Origin of the sequence: Anoxybacillus sp. P3H1B (assembly GCF_001560855.1) — a bacterium.
Lineage (GTDB): Bacteria > Bacillota > Bacilli > Bacillales > Anoxybacillaceae > Anoxybacteroides > Anoxybacteroides rupiense.
Window position 1 is genome coordinate 1 of sequence record NZ_LPUG01000013.1, and the last position, 23,199, is coordinate 23,199.

21 protein-coding genes, 2 rRNA genes and 1 riboswitch are annotated in these 23,199 nt (G+C 45.1%); of the genes, 20 read left to right on the forward strand and 3 right to left on the reverse strand.

The window, feature by feature from the left end; all coding sequences use genetic code 11:
- Positions 1-112: ribosomal RNA gene (locus tag AT864_RS08900) — 23S ribosomal RNA — on the forward strand; the annotation flags it as partial.
- 284 nt (positions 113-396) lie between these two features.
- Positions 397-513, forward strand: a 5S ribosomal RNA gene (gene rrf, locus AT864_RS08905).
- Positions 514-689: 176 nt separating this feature from the next.
- Here rrf and AT864_RS08910 read toward each other — a convergent pair.
- Positions 690-1,142 carry an Hsp20/alpha crystallin family protein gene (locus AT864_RS08910; protein WP_066148383.1) on the reverse strand — a complete coding sequence of 151 codons (453 nt, stop codon included), beginning with the start codon at positions 1,140-1,142 and terminating at the stop codon, positions 690-692.
- 231 nt (positions 1,143-1,373) lie between these two features.
- A riboswitch (purine riboswitch) is annotated at positions 1,374-1,475 on the forward strand.
- Positions 1,476-1,584: 109 nt separating this feature from the next.
- Between AT864_RS08910 and purE the strand changes: the two genes are divergently transcribed.
- The 12 genes from purE to purD all read left to right on the forward strand — a co-directional run bounded on the left by purE (position 1,585) and on the right by purD (position 14,321).
- A complete protein-coding gene (purE, locus tag AT864_RS08915) occupies positions 1,585-2,073 on the forward strand; it encodes a 5-(carboxyamino)imidazole ribonucleotide mutase (RefSeq protein ID WP_066148385.1) in 489 nt (162 codons plus the stop codon).
- Complete coding sequence (gene purK / locus AT864_RS08920; RefSeq protein ID WP_066148386.1) at positions 2,060-3,193, forward strand: 5-(carboxyamino)imidazole ribonucleotide synthase; 1,134 nt, start codon at positions 2,060-2,062, stop codon at positions 3,191-3,193. The genes purE and purK overlap by 14 nt, the downstream gene beginning before the upstream one ends.
- Before the next feature lie 32 nt (positions 3,194-3,225).
- On the forward strand, positions 3,226-4,518 hold the full coding sequence (gene purB, locus AT864_RS08925) for an adenylosuccinate lyase (protein ID WP_066148388.1): 1,293 nt from the start codon (positions 3,226-3,228) through the stop codon (positions 4,516-4,518).
- A 78-nt stretch (positions 4,519-4,596) separates the two neighbouring features.
- A complete protein-coding gene (gene purC / locus AT864_RS08930) occupies positions 4,597-5,325 on the forward strand; it encodes a phosphoribosylaminoimidazolesuccinocarboxamide synthase (RefSeq protein WP_066148390.1) in 729 nt (242 codons plus the stop codon).
- Positions 5,313-5,567, forward strand: coding sequence for a phosphoribosylformylglycinamidine synthase subunit PurS (gene purS, locus AT864_RS08935; protein WP_044741330.1), 255 nt, complete (start codon positions 5,313-5,315; stop codon positions 5,565-5,567). Before purC ends, purS begins: the two co-directional genes overlap by 13 nt.
- Positions 5,564-6,250 carry a phosphoribosylformylglycinamidine synthase subunit PurQ gene (gene purQ, locus AT864_RS08940; RefSeq protein ID WP_066148392.1) on the forward strand — a complete coding sequence of 229 codons (687 nt, stop codon included), beginning with the start codon at positions 5,564-5,566 and terminating at the stop codon, positions 6,248-6,250. Before purS ends, purQ begins: the two co-directional genes overlap by 4 nt.
- Positions 6,234-8,459: a phosphoribosylformylglycinamidine synthase subunit PurL gene (gene purL / locus AT864_RS08945; RefSeq protein ID WP_066148394.1), complete on the forward strand. Its 2,226-nt coding sequence runs from the start codon at positions 6,234-6,236 to the stop codon at positions 8,457-8,459. The genes purQ and purL overlap by 17 nt, the downstream gene beginning before the upstream one ends.
- Positions 8,435-9,850 (forward strand): amidophosphoribosyltransferase, encoded by a 1,416-nt coding sequence (purF, locus tag AT864_RS08950; RefSeq protein WP_066148396.1) that lies wholly within the window; start codon positions 8,435-8,437, stop codon positions 9,848-9,850. The genes purL and purF overlap by 25 nt, the downstream gene beginning before the upstream one ends.
- Positions 9,851-9,863: 13 nt before the next feature.
- Positions 9,864-10,904 (forward strand): phosphoribosylformylglycinamidine cyclo-ligase, encoded by a 1,041-nt coding sequence (gene purM, locus AT864_RS08955; protein ID WP_044741334.1) that lies wholly within the window; start codon positions 9,864-9,866, stop codon positions 10,902-10,904.
- The gene (gene purN / locus AT864_RS08960; protein WP_066148397.1) at positions 10,901-11,467 is read left to right on the forward strand and encodes a phosphoribosylglycinamide formyltransferase; all 567 of its coding nucleotides are present in this window, start codon (positions 10,901-10,903) and stop codon (positions 11,465-11,467) included. Before purM ends, purN begins: the two co-directional genes overlap by 4 nt.
- A gap of 19 nt (positions 11,468-11,486) precedes the next feature.
- Complete coding sequence (purH, locus tag AT864_RS08965; protein WP_066148401.1) at positions 11,487-13,025, forward strand: bifunctional phosphoribosylaminoimidazolecarboxamide formyltransferase/IMP cyclohydrolase; 1,539 nt, start codon at positions 11,487-11,489, stop codon at positions 13,023-13,025.
- Between the two features lie 12 nt (positions 13,026-13,037).
- Entirely contained in the window at positions 13,038-14,321 is a 1,284-nt protein-coding gene (gene purD / locus AT864_RS08970) for a phosphoribosylamine--glycine ligase (protein ID WP_066148404.1), read from the forward strand.
- On the opposite strand, the gene AT864_RS18675 is transcribed toward purD, so the two are convergent.
- Together AT864_RS18675 and AT864_RS08975 are read right to left on the reverse strand one after the other, a co-directional pair.
- Positions 14,284-14,502 (reverse strand): EYxxD motif small membrane protein, encoded by a 219-nt coding sequence (locus AT864_RS18675; RefSeq protein ID WP_369815515.1) that lies wholly within the window; start codon positions 14,500-14,502, stop codon positions 14,284-14,286. The two genes, purD and AT864_RS18675, sit on opposite strands and share 38 nt — an antisense overlap.
- Positions 14,454-14,696 (reverse strand): DUF2892 domain-containing protein, encoded by a 243-nt coding sequence (locus tag AT864_RS08975; protein ID WP_066148406.1) that lies wholly within the window; start codon positions 14,694-14,696, stop codon positions 14,454-14,456. The genes AT864_RS18675 and AT864_RS08975 overlap by 49 nt, the downstream gene beginning before the upstream one ends.
- 96 nt (positions 14,697-14,792) lie before the next feature.
- On the opposite strand from AT864_RS08975, the gene AT864_RS08980 reads away from it, so the two are divergent.
- From AT864_RS08980 to ligA, 6 genes are all read left to right on the forward strand, one after another.
- Positions 14,793-16,535 carry an adenine deaminase C-terminal domain-containing protein gene (locus tag AT864_RS08980; protein ID WP_066148408.1) on the forward strand — a complete coding sequence of 581 codons (1,743 nt, stop codon included), beginning with the start codon at positions 14,793-14,795 and terminating at the stop codon, positions 16,533-16,535.
- 28 nt (positions 16,536-16,563) lie between these two features.
- Positions 16,564-17,580: a DUF3048 domain-containing protein gene (locus tag AT864_RS08985; protein WP_044741339.1), complete on the forward strand. Its 1,017-nt coding sequence runs from the start codon at positions 16,564-16,566 to the stop codon at positions 17,578-17,580.
- A gap of 27 nt (positions 17,581-17,607) precedes the next feature.
- Positions 17,608-17,937, forward strand: coding sequence for a YerC/YecD family TrpR-related protein (locus AT864_RS08990; protein WP_044741340.1), 330 nt, complete (start codon positions 17,608-17,610; stop codon positions 17,935-17,937).
- A gap of 283 nt (positions 17,938-18,220) precedes the next feature.
- Entirely contained in the window at positions 18,221-18,916 is a 696-nt protein-coding gene (locus AT864_RS08995; protein WP_066148410.1) for a heptaprenylglyceryl phosphate synthase, read from the forward strand.
- A 51-nt stretch (positions 18,917-18,967) separates the two neighbouring features.
- Complete coding sequence (pcrA, locus tag AT864_RS09000) at positions 18,968-21,166, forward strand: DNA helicase PcrA (RefSeq protein ID WP_066148412.1); 2,199 nt, start codon at positions 18,968-18,970, stop codon at positions 21,164-21,166.
- A gap of 18 nt (positions 21,167-21,184) precedes the next feature.
- Entirely contained in the window at positions 21,185-23,197 is a 2,013-nt protein-coding gene (ligA, locus tag AT864_RS09005) for an NAD-dependent DNA ligase LigA (RefSeq protein ID WP_066148414.1), read from the forward strand.
- Positions 23,198-23,199 lie beyond the last annotated feature (2 nt).

Consider the following 23,199-nt stretch of genomic DNA (forward strand, 5'->3'; position numbering starts at 1 on the left):
CCATTGCATAAGCAAGTAAGATCCCTCGAAGATGACGAGGTAGATAGGTCCGAGGTGGAAGCGTGGCGACACGTGCAGCTGACGGATACTAATCGATCGAGGACTTAACCAATACGAAAAGGGGAGCAAGCTCGCTTGCATCCATAGGGCGTTCAAGCTTCTGACGGACAAGTCAGGAGACTGGGATAGAAGAAGCGGAAACGACCGTAGGATGCAGCTTGCGGAACTAGACAATACGAAAAGGGGAAGCGAGCGCTTAGCGCCGGAAGGAAAATGTTCTTCCGACGCGACATAAGTGGAGCCAACTTGAAGAATTAGACATCAAGAAAAGCGAAGCACCGTCTCCTTTCTTCCCTGATCTGTTATCTAGTTTTGAAGGAACCATCCTTCGAATAGTCTAGTGACGATGGCGGAGAGGTCACACCCGTTCCCATCCCGAACACGGAAGTTAAGCTCTCCAGCGCCGATGGTAGTTGGGGCTAACGCCCCTGCAAGAGTAGGACGTTGCTAGGCGGACAGAAGCTAGAGAACTGGTCAATCCGTTCTCTAATTTTTTTGTCCAATTAGATTTTGCGTTTTTATTAACGCCATTAAAATCCTCTCCCCCATAAAAAAGCACCGTGGAAAATAGGTGCCGAAATGAAGAAAAAGCGGCTAACCTTTTATAATGAAGAGGTTAGTCGCTTTTTTTATTCAGTCTTTTTTATGTCAATTCGCCTTTTTCGAACATCAGGAATCAAGCGATGCAGATGAATGATTAACAGTCCGTGATGATAGGTTGCCTCGATTCTCTCCTCTTTTATTGGGAAAGGAAGAGGAATCGTCTTTTCCCATGTTCCTTGAAAAATCCCTTCCTCCACGAGCTCAAACCCTTGAAAATGTAAATTAATCGTTGCTTTAATTTCTAATGCTCTGTAATACGTATATAATTCGACATGCTCTATATCTTCTAAACCAGGCAAACAAACCACAATGAGTAGCTCATTCTCTGCTTTTTTGTATATATTCACTCCTGTCGTGTTCGTTGATTTTTCTGTAGCAGGGAGAAAAGATTGGAAACTCCCCCAAAAATCTTCGTTAAAAAAATTTTCCCAATGCTTCGTCCAGTCTGGAGGAAATGAACCGAATGGGCTTGTTTTCATGTTGTTTCTCCTTTCTTCTCCCTGTTTACTTAAGACTAAACAGAATTTTGTCTGGTGCCTTTCTTGCGTTCTTCTTAAATAGAAAAACCAGGAATCGTCACTTTTGCTATTTTATCATATGTCTCGGCTATAAATTGGTGAAACAAATAGAGAATCCGAACATTATTTTTTATTTTAAAAAAAACGTTCGATTCTGTGTTGACATCGTTACAAAAACATTGATAAGATAGTGGTAACTTGATAACATTCCCTCATATAATCTTGGGAATATGGCCCAAAAGTCTCTACCCAATAACCGTAAATTATTGGACTATGAGGGAAAGGATCGAATGGCTTTTTCGCCTTTTTTATGGCCGAATTATGCCCAGAACGGTGCTTTCCCTCAAATAAGGAACACGCGTTCTGGGTTTTTCTATGGTAAAAACTAATGAGGTGAGAGCAAATGAACCCGCTTGTTGGTGTCATTATGGGAAGTCAATCGGATTGGGATACAATGAAGCATGCTTGTGATATATTATCGGAATTACACATTCCGTTTGAAAAAAAAGTGGTTTCTGCACACCGAACCCCTGACTACATGTTTGAGTATGCAGAATCTGCGGAAAAGAGAGGCATTAAAGTAATTATTGCCGGAGCCGGGGGAGCCGCACATCTACCTGGGATGGTAGCCGCAAAAACAACGTTGCCTGTTATCGGTGTGCCCATTCAATCAAAAACGTTAAATGGTTTAGATTCTCTTTTATCGATCGTACAAATGCCAGGAGGTGTGCCTGTTGCGACTGTTGCTATTGGAAAGGCAGGAGCGACGAATGCAGGCCTTTTAGCCGCGGCCATTCTTGGGATTTTCGATTCCGAATATATGAATGCTTTAAAAGCGAGAAGAGAGCAAATTCGTAAAGAAGTATTAGAAAGCAGTGATGATCTTGAATAACCAGATGATCGTACCTGGACAAACCATTGGGATTATTGGAGGCGGACAGCTTGGTCGAATGATGGCTATTGCCGCTAAAGAAATGGGGTTCCGCATTGCCGTGCTTGACCCGATCGCCGATTCTCCGTGCGGTCAAGTAGCAGATATCGAAATTACGGGAGAATATAGCGATTTAAGTGCCATTCAAAAGCTGGCTGAGGTAAGCGATGTGATTACGTATGAATTTGAAAACATTGATGCGGCAGCGCTCGATTGGCTTGTCAGCCACTCCTATGTTCCACAAGGAAGCAAGCTGCTCATGATCACTCAAGATCGAGCTACAGAAAAACAAGCGATTGTGACAGCAGGACTTCCAGTTGCCCCTTATCAGGAGGTGCAAACAAAAGAAGAATTAGTGACGGCCGTTGATGCGATTGGCCTGCCGTGTGTGCTGAAAACATGCCGAGGCGGTTATGATGGCAAAGGGCAATTTGTGATTCGTTCCAAAAAGGATGTCCAAGCGGCTAGTTTGTTGCTGCAATCAGGCCATTGTGTGTTAGAAGGATGGGTTTCCTTTGAAAAAGAAGTCTCTGTCATTGTATCAAGAAATGGGCTAGGAGATATGAAAGTATTTCCTGTTGCAGAAAATATCCATCTTGATAATATTTTGCACCAAACGATCGTTCCCGCACGAATGGCTGAGCACATCGCCCAAAAAGCCATCGCTTATGCAGAAAGACTTGCGACGTATTTTGAATTAGTCGGAACACTGGCAGTGGAAATGTTTTTAACCAGTGAAGGAGATATTTATATTAATGAGCTTGCCCCTAGACCGCACAACTCAGGTCATTATACAATTAATGCTTGTGTGACCTCTCAATTTCAGCAACATATTCGTGCCATCTGCAATTGGCCTTTAAGCGGTACAGAGTTATTGAAGCCGGCTGTGATGGTCAATATTTTAGGCGAGCATCTCCAGCCAGTAATAGACTGCATTGCCGAAATGGCCGATATGCACCTTCATTTATATGGAAAAAAAGAGGCGAAGCACAAACGGAAGATGGGACATGTTACGCTGCTTGCTGAAAATGTAGATGCCGCACTGCAACGTATCGATGATTTGAAAATTTGGATGAAATGACAGATGTTTGAGTGCAGAAGGAGGAAAAAAAAATGATCGAACGGTATACAAGACCGGAGATGGGAGCGATTTGGACGGAAGAAAATCGCTTTAAAGCGTGGCTGGAAGTAGAAATTTTAGCTTGTGAGGCTTGGGCGGAGCTGGGAGTCATTCCAAAGGAAGACGTGGCGAAAATTCGCCAAAACGCTTCGTTCGATATCCAGCGCATTAAAGAAATTGAGGAAGAAACTCGTCACGATGTGGTTGCCTTTACCCGTGCGGTCTCCGAAACATTAGGAGAAGAACGAAAATGGGTGCATTATGGATTAACATCGACGGACGTTGTCGATACCGCTTTATCGTATTTACTGAAGCAGGCAAATGAAATTTTGCTTAAAGATTTAGAGTACTTTATTCAAGTATTAAAGGAAAAAGCACAAGAGCATAAATATACGGTCATGATGGGACGGACGCATGGGGTTCATGCAGAGCCGACAACGTTTGGGTTGAAATTAGCTCTTTGGTATGAGGAAATGAAGCGAAACTTAGAACGTTTCAAACAGGCTGCTGAAACGGTTCGAGTTGGGAAAATTTCCGGAGCTGTCGGAACGTATGCGAATATTGATCCTTTTGTTGAAAAGTATGTATGCGAAAAGCTTGGATTAGAGCCAGCACCTATTTCCACTCAGACTCTTCAGCGTGATCGCCATGCCCATTATATGGCGACATTGGCGCTCATTGCAACGTCCATCGAAAAATTTGCTGTTGAAATTCGTGGTTTGCAAAAGAGTGAAACACGTGAAGTGGAGGAGTTTTTTGCTAAGGGACAAAAGGGATCTTCTGCAATGCCGCATAAACGCAATCCAATCGGCTCTGAAAATATGACAGGGATGGCGCGTGTCATTCGCGGATATATGCTAACGGCTTACGAAAATGTGCCGCTTTGGCATGAACGCGATATTTCCCATTCATCAGCTGAACGCATTATTTTGCCTGATGCCACCATCGCGTTGAACTATATGCTCAATCGCTTTGCTAATATTGTAAAAAACTTGACAGTATTCCCAGAAAATATGAAACGCAATATGGATCGCACGCTTGGATTGATTTATTCTCAACGCGTTTTGTTAGCGTTAATTGATAAAGGCATGGTACGTGAGGAAGCGTATGACTTAGTTCAGCCAAAAGCAATGGAAGCATGGGAGAAACAAGTTCCGTTCCGTTCGTTGGTTGAGGCAGACGAAGCGATCACACAGCGATTGACGAAAGAGGAAATCGATGATTGCTTTGATTACCATTATCATCTCAAGCACGTTGATACGATTTTTACGCGTCTCGGATTATAAGCAAAGCAGGTAAGGTTTTCCCTTACCTGCCCACAAGCCAAAAAATTCCTAATATTCTGTTTTGGGAGGCTTCTACCCATGGTCAAAAAATTAGAGCAGCTTTATGAAGGAAAAGCAAAAAAAGTGTATCGCACAGATGAAGAAGCGGTGTTTTGGATTGAATATAAGGATAGCGCCACGGCATTTAACGGAGAGAAAAAGGCAACTATTGCTGGAAAAGGACGTTTAAATAATGAAATTACCAGCTTATTATTTGCCAAATTGCATGAAGCCGGCGTCAATAATCATTTTATTCGTAAACTTTCGGAAACAGAGCAGCTTGTTAAAAAAGTAACGATTATTCCCCTTGAAGTTGTTGTCCGCAATTATGTCGCTGGAAGCCTTGCAAAGCGGCTTGGCATTGCCGAAGGAACAAGTTTGGAAAAACCGCTGATTGAGTTTTATTACAAAAATGATGAGCTTGGCGACCCTCTGTTGTTGGAAGACCATATTGCTATTTTAAAGCTAGCGACCTCAGAACAAATCGCCATATTAAAGGAGCAGGCTTTAAAGATCAATGAGATCCTCACCCGCCATTTTCACAGCTGTCAGGTTCGATTAATTGATTTTAAATTAGAGTTTGGTTTTGATGCGGAAGGAAACATAATATTGGCGGATGAAATTTCGCCAGATACTTGTCGTCTATGGGATATGGAAACCAATGAAAAATTTGATAAAGATGTATTTCGACGCGATTTAGGAAACTTAACGGATGCCTATGAAGTGATTTTACAAAGATTAGGGGGACAAACAAAATGTACAAAGTAAAAGTATATGTCACATTGCGAGAAAACGTGCTAGATCCACAAGGAAGTGCGGTAAAAGGAGCGCTTCACAGCTTATCTTACCAAGAAGTACAAGATGTGCGGATTGGCAAGTTTATGGAGCTTATGATTGAAAAAAACGATCGCGATATTGAAGAAATTGTGCGCGATATGTGTGAAAAGCTATTAGCCAATACAGTGATTGAAGACTACCGGTATGAGATTGAGGAGGTAGTGGCGCAGTGAAATTTGCAGTGATTGTATTTCCGGGCTCCAACTGTGATGTTGATATGTACCATGCGATTAAGGATGAATTGGGAGAAGAGGTCGAGTATGTATGGCATGATGCCGACCATCTTGATGAGTTTGATGGAATTTTACTTCCGGGAGGCTTTTCATACGGAGACTATCTTCGTTCAGGGGCGATTGCCCGCTTTTCCAACGTGATGAAGGCGATCCAACAAGCGGCAGAAGCAGGGAAACCGATTTTAGGCGTATGTAATGGATTTCAAATTTTGTTGGAAGCCGGGCTTTTGCCAGGAGCAATGCGCCGCAATCACAGTCTAAAATTTATGTGCCGTCCAGTAGAGCTTCGCGTAGAAAATCATGAAACAATGTTTACTTCAATGTACGAGAAGGATGAAATGATTACGATCCCGATCGCCCATGGCGAAGGCAACTATTACTGCGATGAAGAGACGTTAAAGCAGCTGATCGATAATCGCCAAATTGTTTTTCGATACTATGGGGAAAATCCGAACGGCAGTTTAGCTGACATTGCCGGTATTATCAATGAAAAAGGCAATGTTCTAGGGATGATGCCTCATCCGGAGCGTGCAGTGGATGAGCTGCTCGGCAGCGCTGATGGTTTGAAGTTGTTTCAGTCAATTGTGAAATATTGGAGGGAAGCACATGTCGTTACTTCTTGAGCCAAGTCCGACAATGATTAAAGAAGAAAAATTATATCGTGAAATGGGATTAACAGATGAAGAGTTTGCAATGGTAGAACGCATTCTTGGGCGTTTGCCTAACTATACGGAAACCGGCATTTTTTCCGTGATGTGGTCGGAGCATTGCAGCTATAAAAACTCCAAGCCCGTTTTAAAAAAATTCCCGACTGAAGGCGATCATGTTTTGCAAGGGCCTGGTGAAGGAGCAGGGATTGTCGATATTGGTGACGGATTAGCCGTTGCGTTTAAAATTGAAAGCCATAACCATCCTTCTGCGATTGAACCGTACCAAGGCGCAGCAACTGGGGTTGGAGGAATTATTCGCGATGTCTTTTCCATGGGAGCTCGGCCGATCGCCTTGCTGAATTCATTGCGTTTTGGGGAGTTAACTTCTCCTCGTGTCAAATATTTATTTGAACATGTTGTCGCTGGCATTGCCGGATATGGAAACTGTGTTGGCATTCCGACCGTCGGCGGCGAGGTGCAATTTGACCGTGCTTACGACGGAAATCCGCTCGTCAATGCTATGTGTGTGGGATTGATCCGTCATGAGGATATTCAGCGCGGTGTAGCATCGGGTGTCGGCAACACGGTGATGTATGTTGGAGCTAAAACAGGACGCGACGGCATTCATGGGGCCACCTTTGCTTCTGAAGAACTGACCGAAGAGTCTGAAGCAAAGCGCCCAGCGGTTCAAGTCGGTGATCCTTTTATGGAAAAATTGTTGCTGGAAGCTTGCTTAGAAGTCGTTCAGTCTGATGCGCTCGTTGGCATCCAAGACATGGGCGCTGCCGGGCTTACTAGTTCTTCTGCTGAAATGGCCAGCAAAGCCGGCTTTGGCATTGAGATGAATTTAGATCTTGTGCCACAGCGCGAAACAGGGATGACTCCGTACGAAATGATGCTTTCAGAATCGCAGGAACGGATGCTTCTTGTTGTGAAAAAGGGCCGCGAGCAAGAAATTTATGATTTGTTTGCTAAATACGGGCTTGAGGCCACTGCGATCGGAAAAGTAACGGATGACAAAATGCTTCGTCTTTATTTCCATGGCGAAGTGGTCGCTGAGGTTCCAGTCGATGCTTTAGCGAAAGATGCACCCGTGTATCATAAGCCGTCCAAAGAACCGGATTATTATCAAGAATTTCAACAAATCGATTATCTTCCGACGGTAGAGAACTATGAGGAAACACTGCTTTCATTGTTAGCGCAACCGACGATTGCGAGCAAGGAATGGGTATATGATCAATATGATTATATGGTGCGAACGAATACGGTAGTCGCGCCGGGATCAGATGCGGCGGTTGTGCGTATTCGCGGGACAAAAAAAGCATTGGCGATGACGACGGACTGCAACTCACGCTATATTTATTTAGATCCAGAGACAGGAGGAAAAATCGCCGTTGCGGAAGCGGCCCGGAATATTGTCTGCTCAGGCGCTAAGCCGCTAGCGATTACAGATTGTCTTAATTTTGGAAATCCTGAAAAACCAGAAATTTTTTGGCAGATTGAAAAAGCGGTCGATGGAATGAGCGAGGCGTGCCGTTTATTAAATGCACCGGTCATTAGCGGCAATGTATCGCTTTACAACGAAACGAATGGTGAAGCGGTGTACCCAACCCCTGTTGTCGGAATGGTCGGGCTCGTTGATGAATTGAGCCATATCACGACGCAAGCGTTCAAACAGTCTGGCGATTTCATTTATGTGATTGGAAAAGCAAAGCAGGAATTTGGCGGCAGTGAATTACAAAAATTATTAGAAGGCCGCATTTTCGGCAAAGCGCCAAGCATTGACTTGCATGTGGAGGCCGAGCGCCAGCAAGCGCTTTTAGCGGCGATTCGCGCCGGATTGGTTGCTTCCGCTCACGATGTATCTGAAGGCGGTTTGTCCGTAGCGTTAGCTGAATGTTTAATGAATGCGGATGGATTAGGAGCAAAGGTAAAGATCAGCGGCGATGCGGTTGCCGAATTATTCAGCGAAACACAATCGCGTTTTATTGTGTCCGTGAAAAAGGAACATCAGGCGGCCTTTGAACAGTTCATAGAAGCGACTTTGCTTGGAGAAGTCACTAGTGATGGGATGCTTCATATCGAGGCAGAAAGCGGTAAAACAGTTGTCCAGCTTTCGGTTACACAAATGAGAAGCGTGTGGAAAGGAGCTATTCCATGCTTGCTGAAATCAAAGGATTAAACGAAGAATGTGGAATTTTTGGGATTTGGGGACACGAGGAAGCGGCACAAGTCACTTATTATGGATTGCACAGCTTACAGCATCGCGGCCAAGAGGGGGCAGGGATTGTCGTTTCCGATGGTGAAACATTGAAGGGACATAAAGGTCTCGGGCTTGTGACGGAAGTATTTAGCGATGGCCAGCTACAGCAATTAAACGGAGCGGCAGCGATTGGGCATGTGCGCTATGCAACAGCAGGAGGCGGAGGCTACGAAAATGTTCAGCCTCTGCTATTCCGCTCGCAAAGCGGAAGCATTGCTTTGGCCCATAACGGCAATTTAGTCAACGCGGCTGAGCTTAAGCTCCGTCTTGAACAGCAAGGAAGCATTTTTCAAACGACTTCGGATACGGAAGTATTTGCTCATTTAATTCGTCGTAGCATGGCGCCAACGTTAAAGGAGCAAATCAAGGTGGCCCTCAACTATCTCGAAGGAGCATTCGCCTTCCTTTTGTTGACGGAAACAGAAATGTACATCGCTCTTGATCCACAAGGATTCCGTCCGCTTTCTATCGGCCGTCTTGGCAATGCTTATGTCGTCGCTTCGGAAACGTGTGCGTTTGATGTAGTGGGAGCTGTGTACGAGCGCGAAGTAGAGCCTGGAGAACTGATTATCATTAACAAACACGGCATTTATGCAGAACGTTATGCGGAAAAACGCCCGCGCTCGATTTGCAGTATGGAATACATTTATTTTGCCCGTCCTGACAGCAATGTCGATGGGATCAATGTTCATACAGCCCGCAAAAATTTAGGAAAACGCTTGGCGCTTGAAGCGCCAGTCGATGCAGATGTTGTGACAGGTGTGCCTGATTCCAGCATTTCTGTCGCGATTGGTTATGCAGAGGTGACAGGAATTCCATATGAGCTAGGATTAATTAAAAATCGTTATGTAGGGCGGACGTTTATTCAACCGTCGCAGGCATTGCGTGAACAAGGCGTGAAAATGAAGTTATCTCCTGTCCGGGGAGTCGTAGCTGGCAAGCGGGTCGTCATGGTTGATGACTCGATTGTGCGCGGAACGACAAGCAGACGAATCGTCAACATGCTTCGAGAAGCTGGGGCGAAAGAGGTCCATGTTCGCATTAGCTCACCGCCTATTACTCATCCTTGTTTTTATGGAATTGATACGCCAACAAAAGAGGAACTCATTGCTTCCGCCCATTCGGTTGAAGAGATGCGGCAGATGATTGGCGCCGATTCGTTAGCATTTTTAAGCCATGAAGGATTGCTGGAAGCGATTGGGCGTTCGGCGAACGGTTCTCTGTTTCGCGGTCAATGCATGGCATGTTTTACCGGAGAATACCCAACTAATACATGCAGCCAGTTATTAGAGCAAACAGTTAAGCAATAAAGGAGGACTTAAAATGGCGGAGTCGTATAAGCGAGCGGGTGTCGACATTGAGGCTGGATATCAAGCGGTTTCGCTGATGAAAAAGCACGTACAAAAAACGAATCGGAAAGAAGTATTGGGCGGACTAGGCGGTTTTGGCGGCATGTTTGACCTATCGCAGCTCGGATATCGTGAACCTGTTCTTGTATCGGGAACAGATGGGGTTGGCACGAAATTAATGCTAGCTTTTATGATGGATGAGCATGATACCATTGGAATCGACTGTGTGGCAATGTGTGTCAATGATATTGTCGTTCAAGGCGCAGAACCGCTGTTTTTCCTTGACTATATCGCGTGCGGAAAAGCGGTGCCTGAAAAAATTGCGCAAATTGTTAAAGGTATTTCCGATGGCTGTGTGCAAGCGGGATGCGCCCTCATTGGCGGCGAAACAGCAGAAATGCCTGGAATGTATGGCGAAGAAGAATATGATGTGGCTGGATTTGTGGTGGGAGTAGCGGAGAAATCCAAACTTATCACGGGAGCAAACATTCAAGAAGGCGATGCGCTTATTGGGCTTGCTTCAAGCGGCATTCATAGCAACGGCTATTCGCTTGTGCGGAAGATTGTGCTTGAAGAAGCCCAACTTGACCTTCATAAAACGTATGAGGGATTCGCTGCTCCACTAGGTAAAGAGCTGCTAAAACCGACGCGCATTTATGTGAAGCCGTTGCTGGCAGTGATGAAAGAATTTGCGATCAAAGGCATGGCCCATATTACTGGGGGCGGCTTTGTTGAAAATATCCCTCGCATGCTGCCAAGCGGTTTTTGTGCCGAAATTGATTATGGCTCTTGGCCGATTCCGCCGATTTTCGATTTGCTTCAGGAGAAGGGACATCTGATGCGCCAGGAGATGTTCAATATTTTCAACATGGGGATCGGTCTAGTCATGGCGGTAGATAGCGAAATGATTCAACCGCTATTGGAACGTTTAGAACAGCTCGGAGAGAAGGCGTATCTGATCGGACGGGTGAAAAAAGGAGAAGGAGTTGTCTTTGCTGGAGGGAAAATGGAATGAAACGAATCGCTATTTTTGCATCTGGCAGCGGAACGAATTTTCAAGCGATTGTCGAGGCTGTCAAACAAAAAAGACTGCAAGCTGACATTGCTTTGCTTGTATGCGATCGCCCGGGAGCAAAGGTGATTGAGAGAGCGAAGAAAGAAGGGATCGCTACCTTTGTTTTTCATCCAAAAGATTATGCAGAAAAGGCCGAGTTTGAACGCGATATTTTAATGCGCTTAAAAGAAAAAGGGATTGAGTGGATCGTTTTAGCCGGTTATATGCGCCTAATTGGGCCAACGCTTTTATCGGCTTACGAGGGAAAAATGGTGAATATTCATCCTTCGCTTCTGCCTGCCTTCCCTGGAAAAGACGCAATCGGACAAGCGTATCGCGCCGGTGTGAAGGCAACGGGAGTGACGATTCATTATGTGGACGAAGGAATGGATACAGGACCGATTATTGAACAACGTGCCATTCCTATTTATGAAGGAGAATCGTTGGAGCAATTAGAAGCGAGAATTCATGAGCTGGAGCATCAGCTATATCCCGAAGTATTACAAACATTGTTTGAACATTGAGAGAAAGGATCGAACATGCATGAAAGCTCAACGTGCTTTAATAAGTGTTTCGAATAAAGAAGGTATCATTGCTTTCGCTAAGCGCTTGTCAGAATTGGGAATCGAAATCATTTCAACAGGTGGAACGAAGAAAGCTCTAGAGCAAGAAGGGATTCCGGTGATCAGCATTTCTGAGGTCACAGGATTTCCGGAAATTTTAGATGGGCGTGTGAAGACGCTGCACCCAATGATCCATGGCGGACTTTTAGCGATTCGCGATGATGAGCGCCATAGCAAGCAGCTTGATGAGCACCATATTCGACCAATTGACTTAGTCGTTGTGAATTTATATCCGTTCCAGCAAACGATCGCCAAGCCAGAAGTTACATTTGCCGAGGCGATTGAAAATATCGACATTGGCGGTCCGACCATGCTTCGGGCGGCGGCGAAAAATCATCAATATGTAACGGTTGTTGTTGATCCGGCTGATTATGAAATCGTATTGCAGCAGCTCAAGGAAAATGGGGCGGTTTCTCATGATACGAATTTAAAATTGGCGGCGAAAGTATTCCGTCATACGGCCGCTTACGATGCCATGATTGCTGAGTATTTAACAAATTTCGCGGGGGAACGCTATCCAGAATCCTTGACCATGACCTTTACGAAAAAACAAGATTTACGCTATGGCGAAAATCCGCATCAACAAGCTGCTTTTTATCAAAAGCCGCTTGGCTCTATCTTTTCCATTGCGGCGGCTAAACAGCTGCATGGCAAGGAGCTATCCTATAACAATATTAATGATGCGAATGCGGCATTGCAAATTGTCAAAGAATTTGCTGAACCGGCCGCCGTTGCGGTTAAGCATATGAATCCGTGCGGAGTAGGAATCGGCGATACGATTTTGGCCGCTTTTACAAGAGCGTATGAAGCGGATCCAACTTCAATCTTTGGCGGAATTGTCGCCTTGAACCGAGAAGTGGACCGCGATACGGCATTAAAAATGCATGAAATTTTTCTTGAAATTATTATCGCTCCATCCTTCAGTGAAGAAGCCGTTGAAATTTTAACGCAGAAGAAAAATCTTCGCTTATTAACCATTGATTTTGCAGCGCAGCACAAAAATGAACCGTTTTTCGTGTCCGTGCATGGCGGCCTGCTTGTACAAGATGAAGATCGATACACATTGGACGATGCCGAGATAAAAATTGTCACGAAACGGCAGCCGACCGAAACGGAATGGGAAGATTTAAAGTTGGCATGGAAGGTGGTCAAGCATGTCAAGTCCAATGCGATTGTGCTCGCGAAAGACCATATGACAATCGGGGTCGGAGCAGGGCAAATGAATCGCGTGGGCGCAGCTAAAATTGCGATTGAACAAGCGGGTCATAAAGCGCAAGGAGCCGCTTTAGCCTCTGATGCATTTTTCCCGATGGATGATACAGTAGAAGCAGCAGCCAAAGCAGGAATCACCGCGATCATTCAGCCGGGCGGATCGATCCGCGATGAGGATTCCATCAAAAAGGCAGATGAATACGGCATTGCCATGGTCTTTACTGGCGTGCGCCATTTTAAGCATTAAGGAGTGAAGCAAATGAAAGTACTCGTAATCGGTCGTGGGGGACGGGAGCATGCGATCGTTTGGAAAGCGGCGCAAAGTCCGCTTGTGCAAAAGCTGTATGCCGCACCGGGGAATCCGGGAATGGCTCAAGCAGCCCAACTGATTCCCATCGATGAACAGGATATCGAAGCGCTTGTGCATTTTGCTAAAAACGAAAGAATCGATTTGACGATTGTCGGTCCAGAAGCACCGTTATTGAATGGAATTGTCGATCGCTTTGAAGAAGAAGGGCTACGTATTTTTGGACCGAAAAAGAAAGCCGCACTGATCGAGGGAAGTAAGGCGTTTGCAAAGGAATTGATGCAAAAATATGGCGTACCGACAGCGGAGTATCGCTCCTTTACTTCATATGAAGAGGCCAAAGCGTATGTGGAGGAAAAGGGAGCGCCGATTGTCATCAAAGCGGATGGACTGGCGGCTGGAAAAGGTGTTACTGTGGCGATGACGGAACAAGAGGCCTTAGCCGCTTTATATGATATGATGATCGAAAAGAAATTTGGGGCAGCAAGTGCGCAAGTCGTGGTTGAAGAGTTTTTAGAGGGGGAAGAGTTTTCGTTGATGGCTTTTGTCAACGGTGAAAAAGCTTACCCAATGGCGATCGCCCAGGATCATAAACGCGCCTTTGATAACGATGAGGGTCCGAATACAGGAGGAATGGGAGCGTACTCTCCTGTGCCGCAGATTTCTGCAGAAGTCGTGGAGCAAGCCATTGAGCAAATCATTCATCCCATCGCAAAAGCGCTTGTCGCAGAAGGAAATCCATTTACAGGCGTTTTGTATGCAGGGCTAATCGCAACCCCTCAAGGACCAAAAGTCATTGAATTCAATGCCCGTTTCGGTGATCCGGAGGCGCAAGTGGTACTGCCCCGTCTAGAAACAGATTTGGTTGAGCTGCTGGTCGATTTACTGGAAGGGAAAGAGGCGGAGCCGAAGTGGTCCAATGAAGCGGTTATTGGCGTCGTTTTAGCTTCTAAAGGCTATCCGGATGCATATGAAAAAGGAGCGCCGATTATCGGGCTGGACGCGTTGAAAGAAGACACACTTGTATTTCATGCTGGAACGAAGGTTGAAAATGGCATCGTATGCACAAATGGCGGCCGTGTGCTGCTCGTTGCGGCAAAAGGTGAGACGTTGCGGGCTGCGCAGCAAGAAGTGTATACGGAAATTTCTCATATCCAATGTGATCAATTATTTTATCGAAGCGATATTGGTCGCAAAGCTACCGCACGCGCTTTTTCTTCACATAAACAAAAGTAAGAGCGACAATGCTCCCGATTAAGGTAGCAAGCACAAATGACATATCGGTCATATATTCAAGCAGCATTATGAATTCTCTCCTTATCCATAGATTAGAGGGCTGGCTTATGAAAGTCAGCCCTGTTTTTATCATTAAGTTGGGTTGTTTGCTGTTTCCTTTGTTTGTTCTTGCTCTCGGCATTTTTCATACAATGCTGTGAGCGGACAGAAGCGTGTAATTCCCTCTGCCACTTTCATAGCGGCTAACCAAGCAATCACCATATAGGAGTCGCGCCAAGGATGTTTGACCATTTTGGAAGTGGCCCAGGCAAGCATGGTTAATCCGCATGTGATTCGAATGAAGGCGTTCAGGATGCCAATATTTACTTTGACCATATATTTCCTCCTCTTTTTTTGTTTGTGTAAATGACTTTAATACGGTAAAATGATCATATGGTACAATTTTGGAAAAAAAGGAACGGGGATGTATATATGGCCGAACAACGCTATCAGTGGAACACCGAGCAGCTTCGCGAACAAATGGCGATCATTGATGGAAAGCGATCGCCAGCAAAGTTGCTTACCAACGCGACGTATTTGCATTCATATTTACGTAAATGGGTGAAAGGGAATATTTGGATAAAACATGATCGCATTGTTTATGCGGGCGAGCGTTTGCCAAGCGATCTGGAACAGTGCGAAGTGATTGATTGCAGCGACTACTATTTAGTCCCTGGCTATGTCGAACCACACGCCCATCCTTTTCAGTTATATAATCCCCAAACGTTTGCCGAATATGCAGCAAAGTTTGGTACGACAACGATTATCAATGATAACTTATTCCTTGTTTTGCAGCTCGCAAAAAAGAAAGCGTTTTCTTTTTTGCGGGATATGGAATCGTTACCGGCAACGATCTATTGGTGGTGCCGTTTGGATGGGCAGACAGAACTCGCTAAAGAAGACGATACTTTTTCTTATGCCATCATTAAAGAATGGCTTAAGCAAAAATCAGTCATACAGGCTGGCGAGTTAACAGGCTGGCCGAAGCTTCTTGCCGGAGATGATACGATGCTTCATTGGATTCAAGAGGCCAAAAGTATGAAAAAGCGAATTGAGGGACATTTTCCGGGAGCTTCAGAGAAAACGCTTACAAAAATGATGCTGGCTGGCACGGACTGCGACCATGAAGCCATGACAGGCAAAGAGGTATACCATAGGCTTTTGCACGGGTATACGGTTTCATTACGGTATTCATCGATTCGTCCGGATTTGCCGAAGCTGCTTGAAGAGATGAAAGAATTAGGGATTGAGCAATATGATCACATCATTTTTACAACAGATGGTTCACCGCCTTCATTTTATGAACACGGCATTGTTGATCAGATGATTCGCATCGCGATCCAAAAAGGGGTTCCTGTCATTGATGCGTATCATATGGCAACATTCAATGTGGCGCGCCATTATCATATGGAACATTTACACGGTACGATCACGACAGGACGGTTCGCCAATATTAACTTTTTGCGCGATAAGGAAGACCCGACGCCTGTAAGTGTGCTTTCAAAAGGGCAATGGATGCTGCGAGACGGAGGTTTTGAAACGTGGGATCACGGTATCGACTGGCGAACGTATGGTATAGGTCCACTTCAATTGACTTGGCAATTGTCAATGGATGATTTACAATTTTCCATGCCTCTTGGAATGTATATGGAGAATTCGGTGATTATGCGCCCATATTCCGTATTAATTGACACTGCGCACGATGAATTGGCGGAGAGCTATGATGAGAGCTTTTTAATGCTTATAGATCGGCAGGGGAGATGGCGTGTCAATACAGTGGTTAAGGGGTTTGCCACCCATGTGAAAGGATTGGTCAGCTCTTATTCTAATACCGGCGATATTTTATTAATTGGCAAAAGCAAGCGGGATATGCTAATGGCATTTCAGCGCATGTGTGAAATTGGCGGCGGAATGGTACTGGCTGAAAACGGGGAAATCATTCATGAAATTCCGCTTGTGCTTAACGGGATGATGTCCAATGAACGTGTCGACAGCCTGATCTGCGAAGAGAACAAGCTAAAGGAGCTGTTAAAAGAACGAGGCTATCGCTTTGTTGATCCTATTTATTCTTTATTATTTTTTCAATCGACTCATTTGCCTTATATTCGCATTACGCAAAAAGGAATTTATGATGTCATGAATAAAACGGTACTCTTTCCGTCGATAATGCGTTAAAATATAAAAGAAAAAGGTTGTGTGAGGATTGAAGCGCTGGTTAATTGCCATAAGTGGAACATGTCTTCTGTTTAGCGGCTGTACAAAAGCCGAAAAAAAGGAACGTCAGCCTGCGACAGCTATAGAAACGCCACAGAAGGAACCGGAAAACGAGACTGGGCAACAACAGGTACTCTCGCCATTGACAGGGTTGCCTGCCAAACAGGACGCGAATCATCGTGTGGTAGGTGTGATGATTAACAACCATCCGGCGGCCCGCCCCCAATCAGGATTGCAGAAAGCGGATGTTGTATATGAGGTGCTGGCAGAAGGGGATATTACACGTTTTTTAGCCTTATATCAAAGCGAGTTCCCTGAAAAAGTGGGGCCGGTTCGCAGCGCTCGTGATTATTATATTGAGCTAAGCAAAGGATTTGACGCGCTCTATATTTGTCACGGCTGGAGCCCTGAGGCAAAAAGTATGCTGGAAGCTGGCGGAACAGATTATTTGAATGGGTTGTTTTATGACGGAACGCTCTTTAAAAGAGCTTCGTTCCGAAAGGCTCCACATAATTCGTATATTACATTTGCTAATATCGAAAAAGGAGCAAAAGAAAAAGGCTATTCTTTAGAAGAAACGGTAGAAGCGCTTCCTTTTTTCAAAAATGAAGCGCAAAGTGAACCAGCAGAGCAAGTGGATATTTCGTATTCCAAAAGATCGTATGCTCATGTTCAATATCAATACATTTCGGATAAAAAAGGCTACATCCGTTACAGCGGAGGAGAGCAAACGATCGATTATGATACACATGATCCTATTTTGGTTCAAAACGTGTTCATTGTTGCGGCAGTCCACACGATTGCGGATGAATATGGCCGGCGCGATATCGATTTGACCTCCGGTGGAGATGGATATTTATTTCAAAACGGCACCGTCAAGCGTGTGGAATGGAAAAATGTCAATGGGCGGTTGCTGCCGTATGATCATGGTGTGCCGGTCGGATTTACTCCGGGAAAGACTTGGATTAATGTTGTGCCATCACTTGATATGGTCCAATATCGTTAGTATAGTAAATGGAGGGTTGAATACTATATGCAAATTGATAAGCTGAGAGGCAGAGAAGTCGATCAATTGTTTCAAGCCATTCTTTCGCTTCGTGACTTAGAGGAATGCTATCGTTTTTTTGATGATTTATGCACGGTCAACGAAATTCAGTCGTTGGCCCAGCGCCTTGAAGTGGCCCGTATGCTCCGAGAAGGCTATACGTACCACAAAATCGAAACAGAAACGGGGGCTAGCACAGCCACTATCTCTCGTGTCAAACGATGTTTGAACTATGGAAGCGATGCTTATGAAATGGTGCTTGAACGTATTAAAGAAGAGCAAGCTGACGACTTCAAAGAAACGAATCATATAAAATGAAAGGAAGGAGCCTTGTTTTGGTGCTCCTTTTCTTTTTTGAAGAAGAGACATTGGATCTTATGCGGTCCTCGGCTCTTTTTTGTAATGGTATATATAGGTTTGCGATGAATAAGGCTTATAGGCTCATCCATCTGCTTGAGGATTTGTTATAATAAGATGATGGATAAAGAGTGTTCATAACCAGACAAGACGGTTGCTTATTAGCAGTAGACAAAGCGAGGTTCGTCGTTTTTGCCAATAAATCCCCACGTCTGATGACGGAGAAGTAAATGGAGGTTTTTCTATGTACGATATTCACCAGTGGCGTCATGTGTTTAAACTGGATCCCAATAAAGAAATCAGCGACGAGCATCTGGAACAAATTTGCGAATCCGGAACGGATGCAGTCATTGTCGGCGGAACGGATCATGTCACGCTCGAAAATGTCCTCGATCTAATGGCACGCATTCGCCGATTTGCGGTTCCTTGCGTTTTAGAAGTATCGAATATCGAATCTGTGACGCCCGGATTTGATTTATATTTCATCCCGACGGTTTTAAATAGCAGACAGACAAAGTGGATAGTGGATTTGCATCATGAGGCGATGAAGCAATTTGGGGAGCTTATGAATTGGGATGAAATTTTCATGGAGGGATATTGTATTTTAAACAAAAACTGCAAAGCGGCAATGCTTACGGAAGCGAAGACGGAGCTTTCTGACGAAGATATCGTCGCCTATGCATTAATAGCGGAAAAAATGTATCAACTGCCAATTTTTTATTTAGAGTACAGCGGCACTTATGGAAATGTAGAAACGGTGCGCCGAGTGAAAGAGGCGCTGCATCATACGCGGCTATTTTACGGTGGCGGCATTGAAGGCCCGGAACAAGCAAAGGAAATGGCGCAATATGCGGATACGATTGTCGTCGGAAATGCGGTATATCACGATTTGCCGAAAGCGTTAGAAACAGTGAAAGTTGTAAAACGCGAAATTGTCTGAACGGAAAAAATGTAGTAAAATAGAACAAATGTTTGTATGGTGGTGATAGAATTGAATTTCTTATCCAATAAGCTGCTTGCGAATCTGAATCCCGAACAGCAAGCGGCAGTCAAAACGACGGAAGGGCCTTTATTGATCATGGCTGGAGCGGGAAGCGGAAAGACGCGCGTATTGACGCACCGTATCGCTTATTTGATGGCGGAAAAGCATGTTGCCCCCTGGAACATTTTAGCGATTACCTTTACAAATAAAGCCGCCCGTGAAATGAAGGAGAGGGTGCAGTCGCTTGTCGGCGGAGCGGCGGAAGAGATTTGGATCTCGACGTTTCATTCGATGTGCGTGCGCATTTTGCGGCGCGATATCGACCGTATTGGCATTAATCGCAACTTTTCTATTTTAGATGCGACCGATCAGCTTTCAGTGCTCAAAACGATTTTAAATGATAAAAATATCGATCCGAAAAAATTTGATCCGCGTGCCATTTTAGGAACGATCAGCAGCGCTAAAAACGAGCTGCTTTCTCCGGAGAAATTTGCTAAAAAAGCAGCTACTTATTATGAAAAAGTGGTAAGCGATGTGTATACCGAATATCAACAGCGTCTTCTGCGCAACCATTCTCTTGATTTTGACGACCTAATTATGGTGACGATTCAGCTGTTTGAACGCGTGCCGGAAGTGCTTGAGCATTATCAATATAAATTTCAGTATATTCATATTGACGAATATCAGGATACGAACAGAGCGCAGTATATGCTTGTTAAAATGCTGGCCGCGAGATTTCAGAATTTATGCGTTGTCGGTGATTCCGATCAATCGATTTATCGCTGGCGTGGAGCGGACATTCAAAATATCTTATCATTTGAAACGGACTATCCCAATGCCAAAGTAGTACTTCTTGAACAAAACTATCGTTCGACCAAGCGCATCTTACAAGCGGCGAACAAGGTCATTGAAAATAACTACAACCGCAAACCAAAAAGATTATGGACCGAAAATCCGGAAGGAAAAAAAATCGCCTATTATGAGGCGATGAGCGAATCAGATGAAGCGCAATTTGTCGCTGGTAAAATTAAAGAGTATGTGGACAGCAGCAAGCGCCGCTATTCGGATTTCGCCATATTGTATCGCACGAATGCCCAATCGCGGATGATGGAGGAAGTGTTGATTAAATCGAATATTCCTTATCAAATCGTCGGCGGCTTAAAGTTCTATGACCGAAAAGAAATTAAAGATATTTTGGCGTATTTGCGTTTGATCGCCAATCCAAATGACGATATTAGTTTGACGAGAATTATCAATGTGCCAAAGCGCGGTATCGGCGCTTCATCGCTCGATAAAATTGCAAGCTACGCTTCCGCACACGGTCTTTCGATGTTTCAGGCGCTTGGCGAGCTTGAGCATATGGGGATTAGTGCGCGCATTGCCGCTTCGTTGCATGAATTTCGTCGGCAAATAGAACATTGGGGGCAGCTGCAAGAATATGTATCTGTTACGGAGTTGGTAGAGGATGTTTTAGAGAAGTCGGGGTACCGCGAGATGCTTGAAGCGGAAAAAACATTGGAAGCGCAAAGCCGGCTTGAGAATATTGATGAATTTTTATCCGTAACCAAACATTTTGAAAATGTAAGTGAAGATAAATCGCTCATCGCCTTTTTAACGGATCTTGCTTTAGTGGCTGACATTGACCAGTTAAACAATGAAGAGGAAACAGACAAGGAAGCCGTTGTGCTGATGACGCTTCACTCGGCAAAGGGATTAGAATTCCCTGTCGTTTTTTTGATCGGCATGGAAGAAGGCATTTTTCCACATAGCCGCTCACTCGACGATGAAGAGGAAATGGAAGAAGAGCGGCGCTTGGCCTATGTCGGCATTACCCGCACCGAAGAGGAATTGTTTTTAACAAGCGCCCAAATGCGCACCCTGTTCGGCCGAACGAATGTGAATCCAGCTTCGCGCTTTATCGGGGAAATTCCTGATGAATTAGTCGAACAGGTGAATAAAACGAAGCGCTGGCCAGCAAACGAACAAGCGAGAACGAAGTCCGTTCGTTTAGCTGCGGTGCCGACAACGACAGGAGGAGAAGCGGTCGCTTGGAAGGTAGGCGATAAAGCAGAGCATAAAAAGTGGGGAATCGGAACCGTTGTGAGCGTGCGCGGAGACGGAGACGACAAAGAGCTGGATATCGCTTTCCAAAGTCCGATTGGAATTAAGCGATTATTAGCTAAATTTGCCCCGATTACGAAGGTCTAGAGAAAGGATGAACGAACAATGGATCGACAAACAGCTATTGGGCGCATTGAGGAGCTTCGCCGTCTTTTAGATCAATATAACTATGAGTATTACGTATTGGATCGACCATCGGTGCCTGATGCTGAATATGACCGGCTGCTGCAGGAGCTCATCGCTCTTGAAGAGGCGCATCCTGATTTAAAAACGAAAGATTCTCCTTCCCAGCGTGTAGGCGGACAAGCGTTAGATGCTTTCCAAAAAGTGGAGCATCGTGCTCCGATGCTAAGTCTTGCCAATGCTTTTAATGAAGGAGATTTGCGGGAGTTTGACCGCCGCGTTCGTCAAGAAGTTGGCGATGATGTCGCGTATGTATGTGAACTGAAAATCGACGGACTTGCTGTTTCCTTGCGCTATGAGGATGGCTATTTTGCTCAAGGGGCTACACGGGGCGATGGAATAACAGGAGAGGACATCACCGAAAATTTAAAAACCATTCGTTCGCTCCCATTGCGGCTGCAGCAACCTGTCACGTTAGAGGCGCGCGGTGAAGCCTATATGCCGAAAAGATCGTTTGAGCGATTAAATGAACAGCGCCGCCAGCGCGGCGAGGAACTGTTTGCCAACCCGCGCAATGCAGCCGCTGGATCGTTGCGTCAGCTTGATCCAAAAATTGCGGCCTCTCGCCATTTAGACATGTTTATTTATGGTTTAGCGAATGCAGAGGAAATGGGAATCGATTCGCACAGTGAGGCGCTTGATTATTTGCAACGGCTTGGATTTAAAACCAATCCGGAGCGGCGGAGATGTGCGAATATGGAAGAAGTAATTGAATTTATAAAGGAATGGAATGGGAAACGTCCGCAGCTTTCCTATGAGATTGATGGCATTGTGATTAAAGTGGATTCATTTGAACAGCAGGAACAGCTCGGCGCAACGGCTAAAAGCCCTCGTTGGGCGATCGCTTACAAATTTCCAGCCGAAGAAGTAGTCACAAAGCTGCTTGGCATTGAATTAAGCGTCGGCCGTACGGGAGTGGTCACGCCAACCGCGCTTTTAGAGCCAGTTCGCGTTGCTGGCACAACGGTGCAGAGAGCTTCGCTTCATAATGAAGATTTGATTCGAGCGAAGGATATTATGATTGGCGACGCCGTCGTTGTCAAAAAAGCAGGTGACATTATTCCTGAAATTGTAAATGTTTTGCCTGAAAGGCGAACGGGAGACGAAATTCCTTTTGCGATGCCGACCCATTGTCCAGAATGTAAAAGCGAGCTTGTCCGCTTAGAAGGAGAGGTGGCGCTTCGCTGTTTAAACCCAAAATGTCCAGCCCAAATTCGCGAAGGTTTAATCCATTTTGTTTCCCGACAGGCGATGAACATTGAAGGACTTGGCGAAAAGGTGATTGCTCAATTGTTTCAACAAGGGCTTGTACATGACGTGGCCGATTTGTATACATTAACAAAAGAGCAGCTCGTTCCTTTGGAGCGGATGGGCGAAAAGTCTGCCGCGAATTTGCTTGCAGCGATTGAAGCATCCAAGCAAAATTCGCTGGAACGTCTTTTGTTCGGACTTGGCATTCGCCATGTCGGAGCGAAAGCGGCGAAAGTACTTGCCGAGCATTTTGAAACAATGGAACGTCTTGAGTCGGCTACACAGGAAGAATTGCTGGAGATTCACGAAATCGGCGAAAAAATGGCCGATTCCATTGTCACTTATTTTTCGCGGCAGGAAGTAAAAGAACTGTTGAACGAGCTCCGTTCTTATGGAGTGAATATGACTTACAAAGGAACAAAATCAGTAAAAGCAGTTGAAGGAACGTCTTATTTTTCTGGAAAAACGGTCGTATTAACCGGCAAGCTGGAAGCATTATCGCGCAGTGAAGCGAAAGAAAGAATCGAACAGCTTGGCGGCAACGTGACGGGAAGCGTCAGCAAAAAGACCGATTTAGTCATTGCCGGTGCAGAAGCCGGATCGAAATTAACGAAAGCGCAGCAGCTCCATATTGAAATTTGGAATGAAGCGCGCTTTCTTCAAGAACTTGAGCGGCAGGTGTAAGG

Coding starts and splice junctions, on each gene's coding strand:
- AT864_RS08910 (WP_066148383.1), bottom strand. CDS start 1,142: ATGAAAACAAGCCCATTCGGTTCATTTCCTCCAGACTGGACGAAGCAT.
- purE (WP_066148385.1), top strand. CDS start 1,585: ATGAACCCGCTTGTTGGTGTCATTATGGGAAGTCAATCGGATTGGGAT.
- purK (WP_066148386.1), top strand. CDS start 2,060: ATGATCTTGAATAACCAGATGATCGTACCTGGACAAACCATTGGGATT.
- purB (WP_066148388.1), top strand. CDS start 3,226: ATGATCGAACGGTATACAAGACCGGAGATGGGAGCGATTTGGACGGAA.
- purC (WP_066148390.1), top strand. CDS start 4,597: ATGGTCAAAAAATTAGAGCAGCTTTATGAAGGAAAAGCAAAAAAAGTG.
- purS (WP_044741330.1), top strand. CDS start 5,313: ATGTACAAAGTAAAAGTATATGTCACATTGCGAGAAAACGTGCTAGAT.
- purL (WP_066148394.1), top strand. CDS start 6,234: ATGTCGTTACTTCTTGAGCCAAGTCCGACAATGATTAAAGAAGAAAAA.
- purF (WP_066148396.1), top strand. CDS start 8,435: ATGCTTGCTGAAATCAAAGGATTAAACGAAGAATGTGGAATTTTTGGG.
- purM (WP_044741334.1), top strand. CDS start 9,864: ATGGCGGAGTCGTATAAGCGAGCGGGTGTCGACATTGAGGCTGGATAT.
- purN (WP_066148397.1), top strand. CDS start 10,901: ATGAAACGAATCGCTATTTTTGCATCTGGCAGCGGAACGAATTTTCAA.
- purH (WP_066148401.1), top strand. CDS start 11,487: ATGAAAGCTCAACGTGCTTTAATAAGTGTTTCGAATAAAGAAGGTATC.
- purD (WP_066148404.1), top strand. CDS start 13,038: ATGAAAGTACTCGTAATCGGTCGTGGGGGACGGGAGCATGCGATCGTT.
- AT864_RS18675 (WP_369815515.1), bottom strand. CDS start 14,502: ATGCCGAGAGCAAGAACAAACAAAGGAAACAGCAAACAACCCAACTTA.
- AT864_RS08975 (WP_066148406.1), bottom strand. CDS start 14,696: ATGGTCAAAGTAAATATTGGCATCCTGAACGCCTTCATTCGAATCACA.
- AT864_RS08980 (WP_066148408.1), top strand. CDS start 14,793: ATGGCCGAACAACGCTATCAGTGGAACACCGAGCAGCTTCGCGAACAA.
- AT864_RS08990 (WP_044741340.1), top strand. CDS start 17,608: ATGCAAATTGATAAGCTGAGAGGCAGAGAAGTCGATCAATTGTTTCAA.
- AT864_RS08995 (WP_066148410.1), top strand. CDS start 18,221: ATGTACGATATTCACCAGTGGCGTCATGTGTTTAAACTGGATCCCAAT.
- ligA (WP_066148414.1), top strand. CDS start 21,185: ATGGATCGACAAACAGCTATTGGGCGCATTGAGGAGCTTCGCCGTCTT.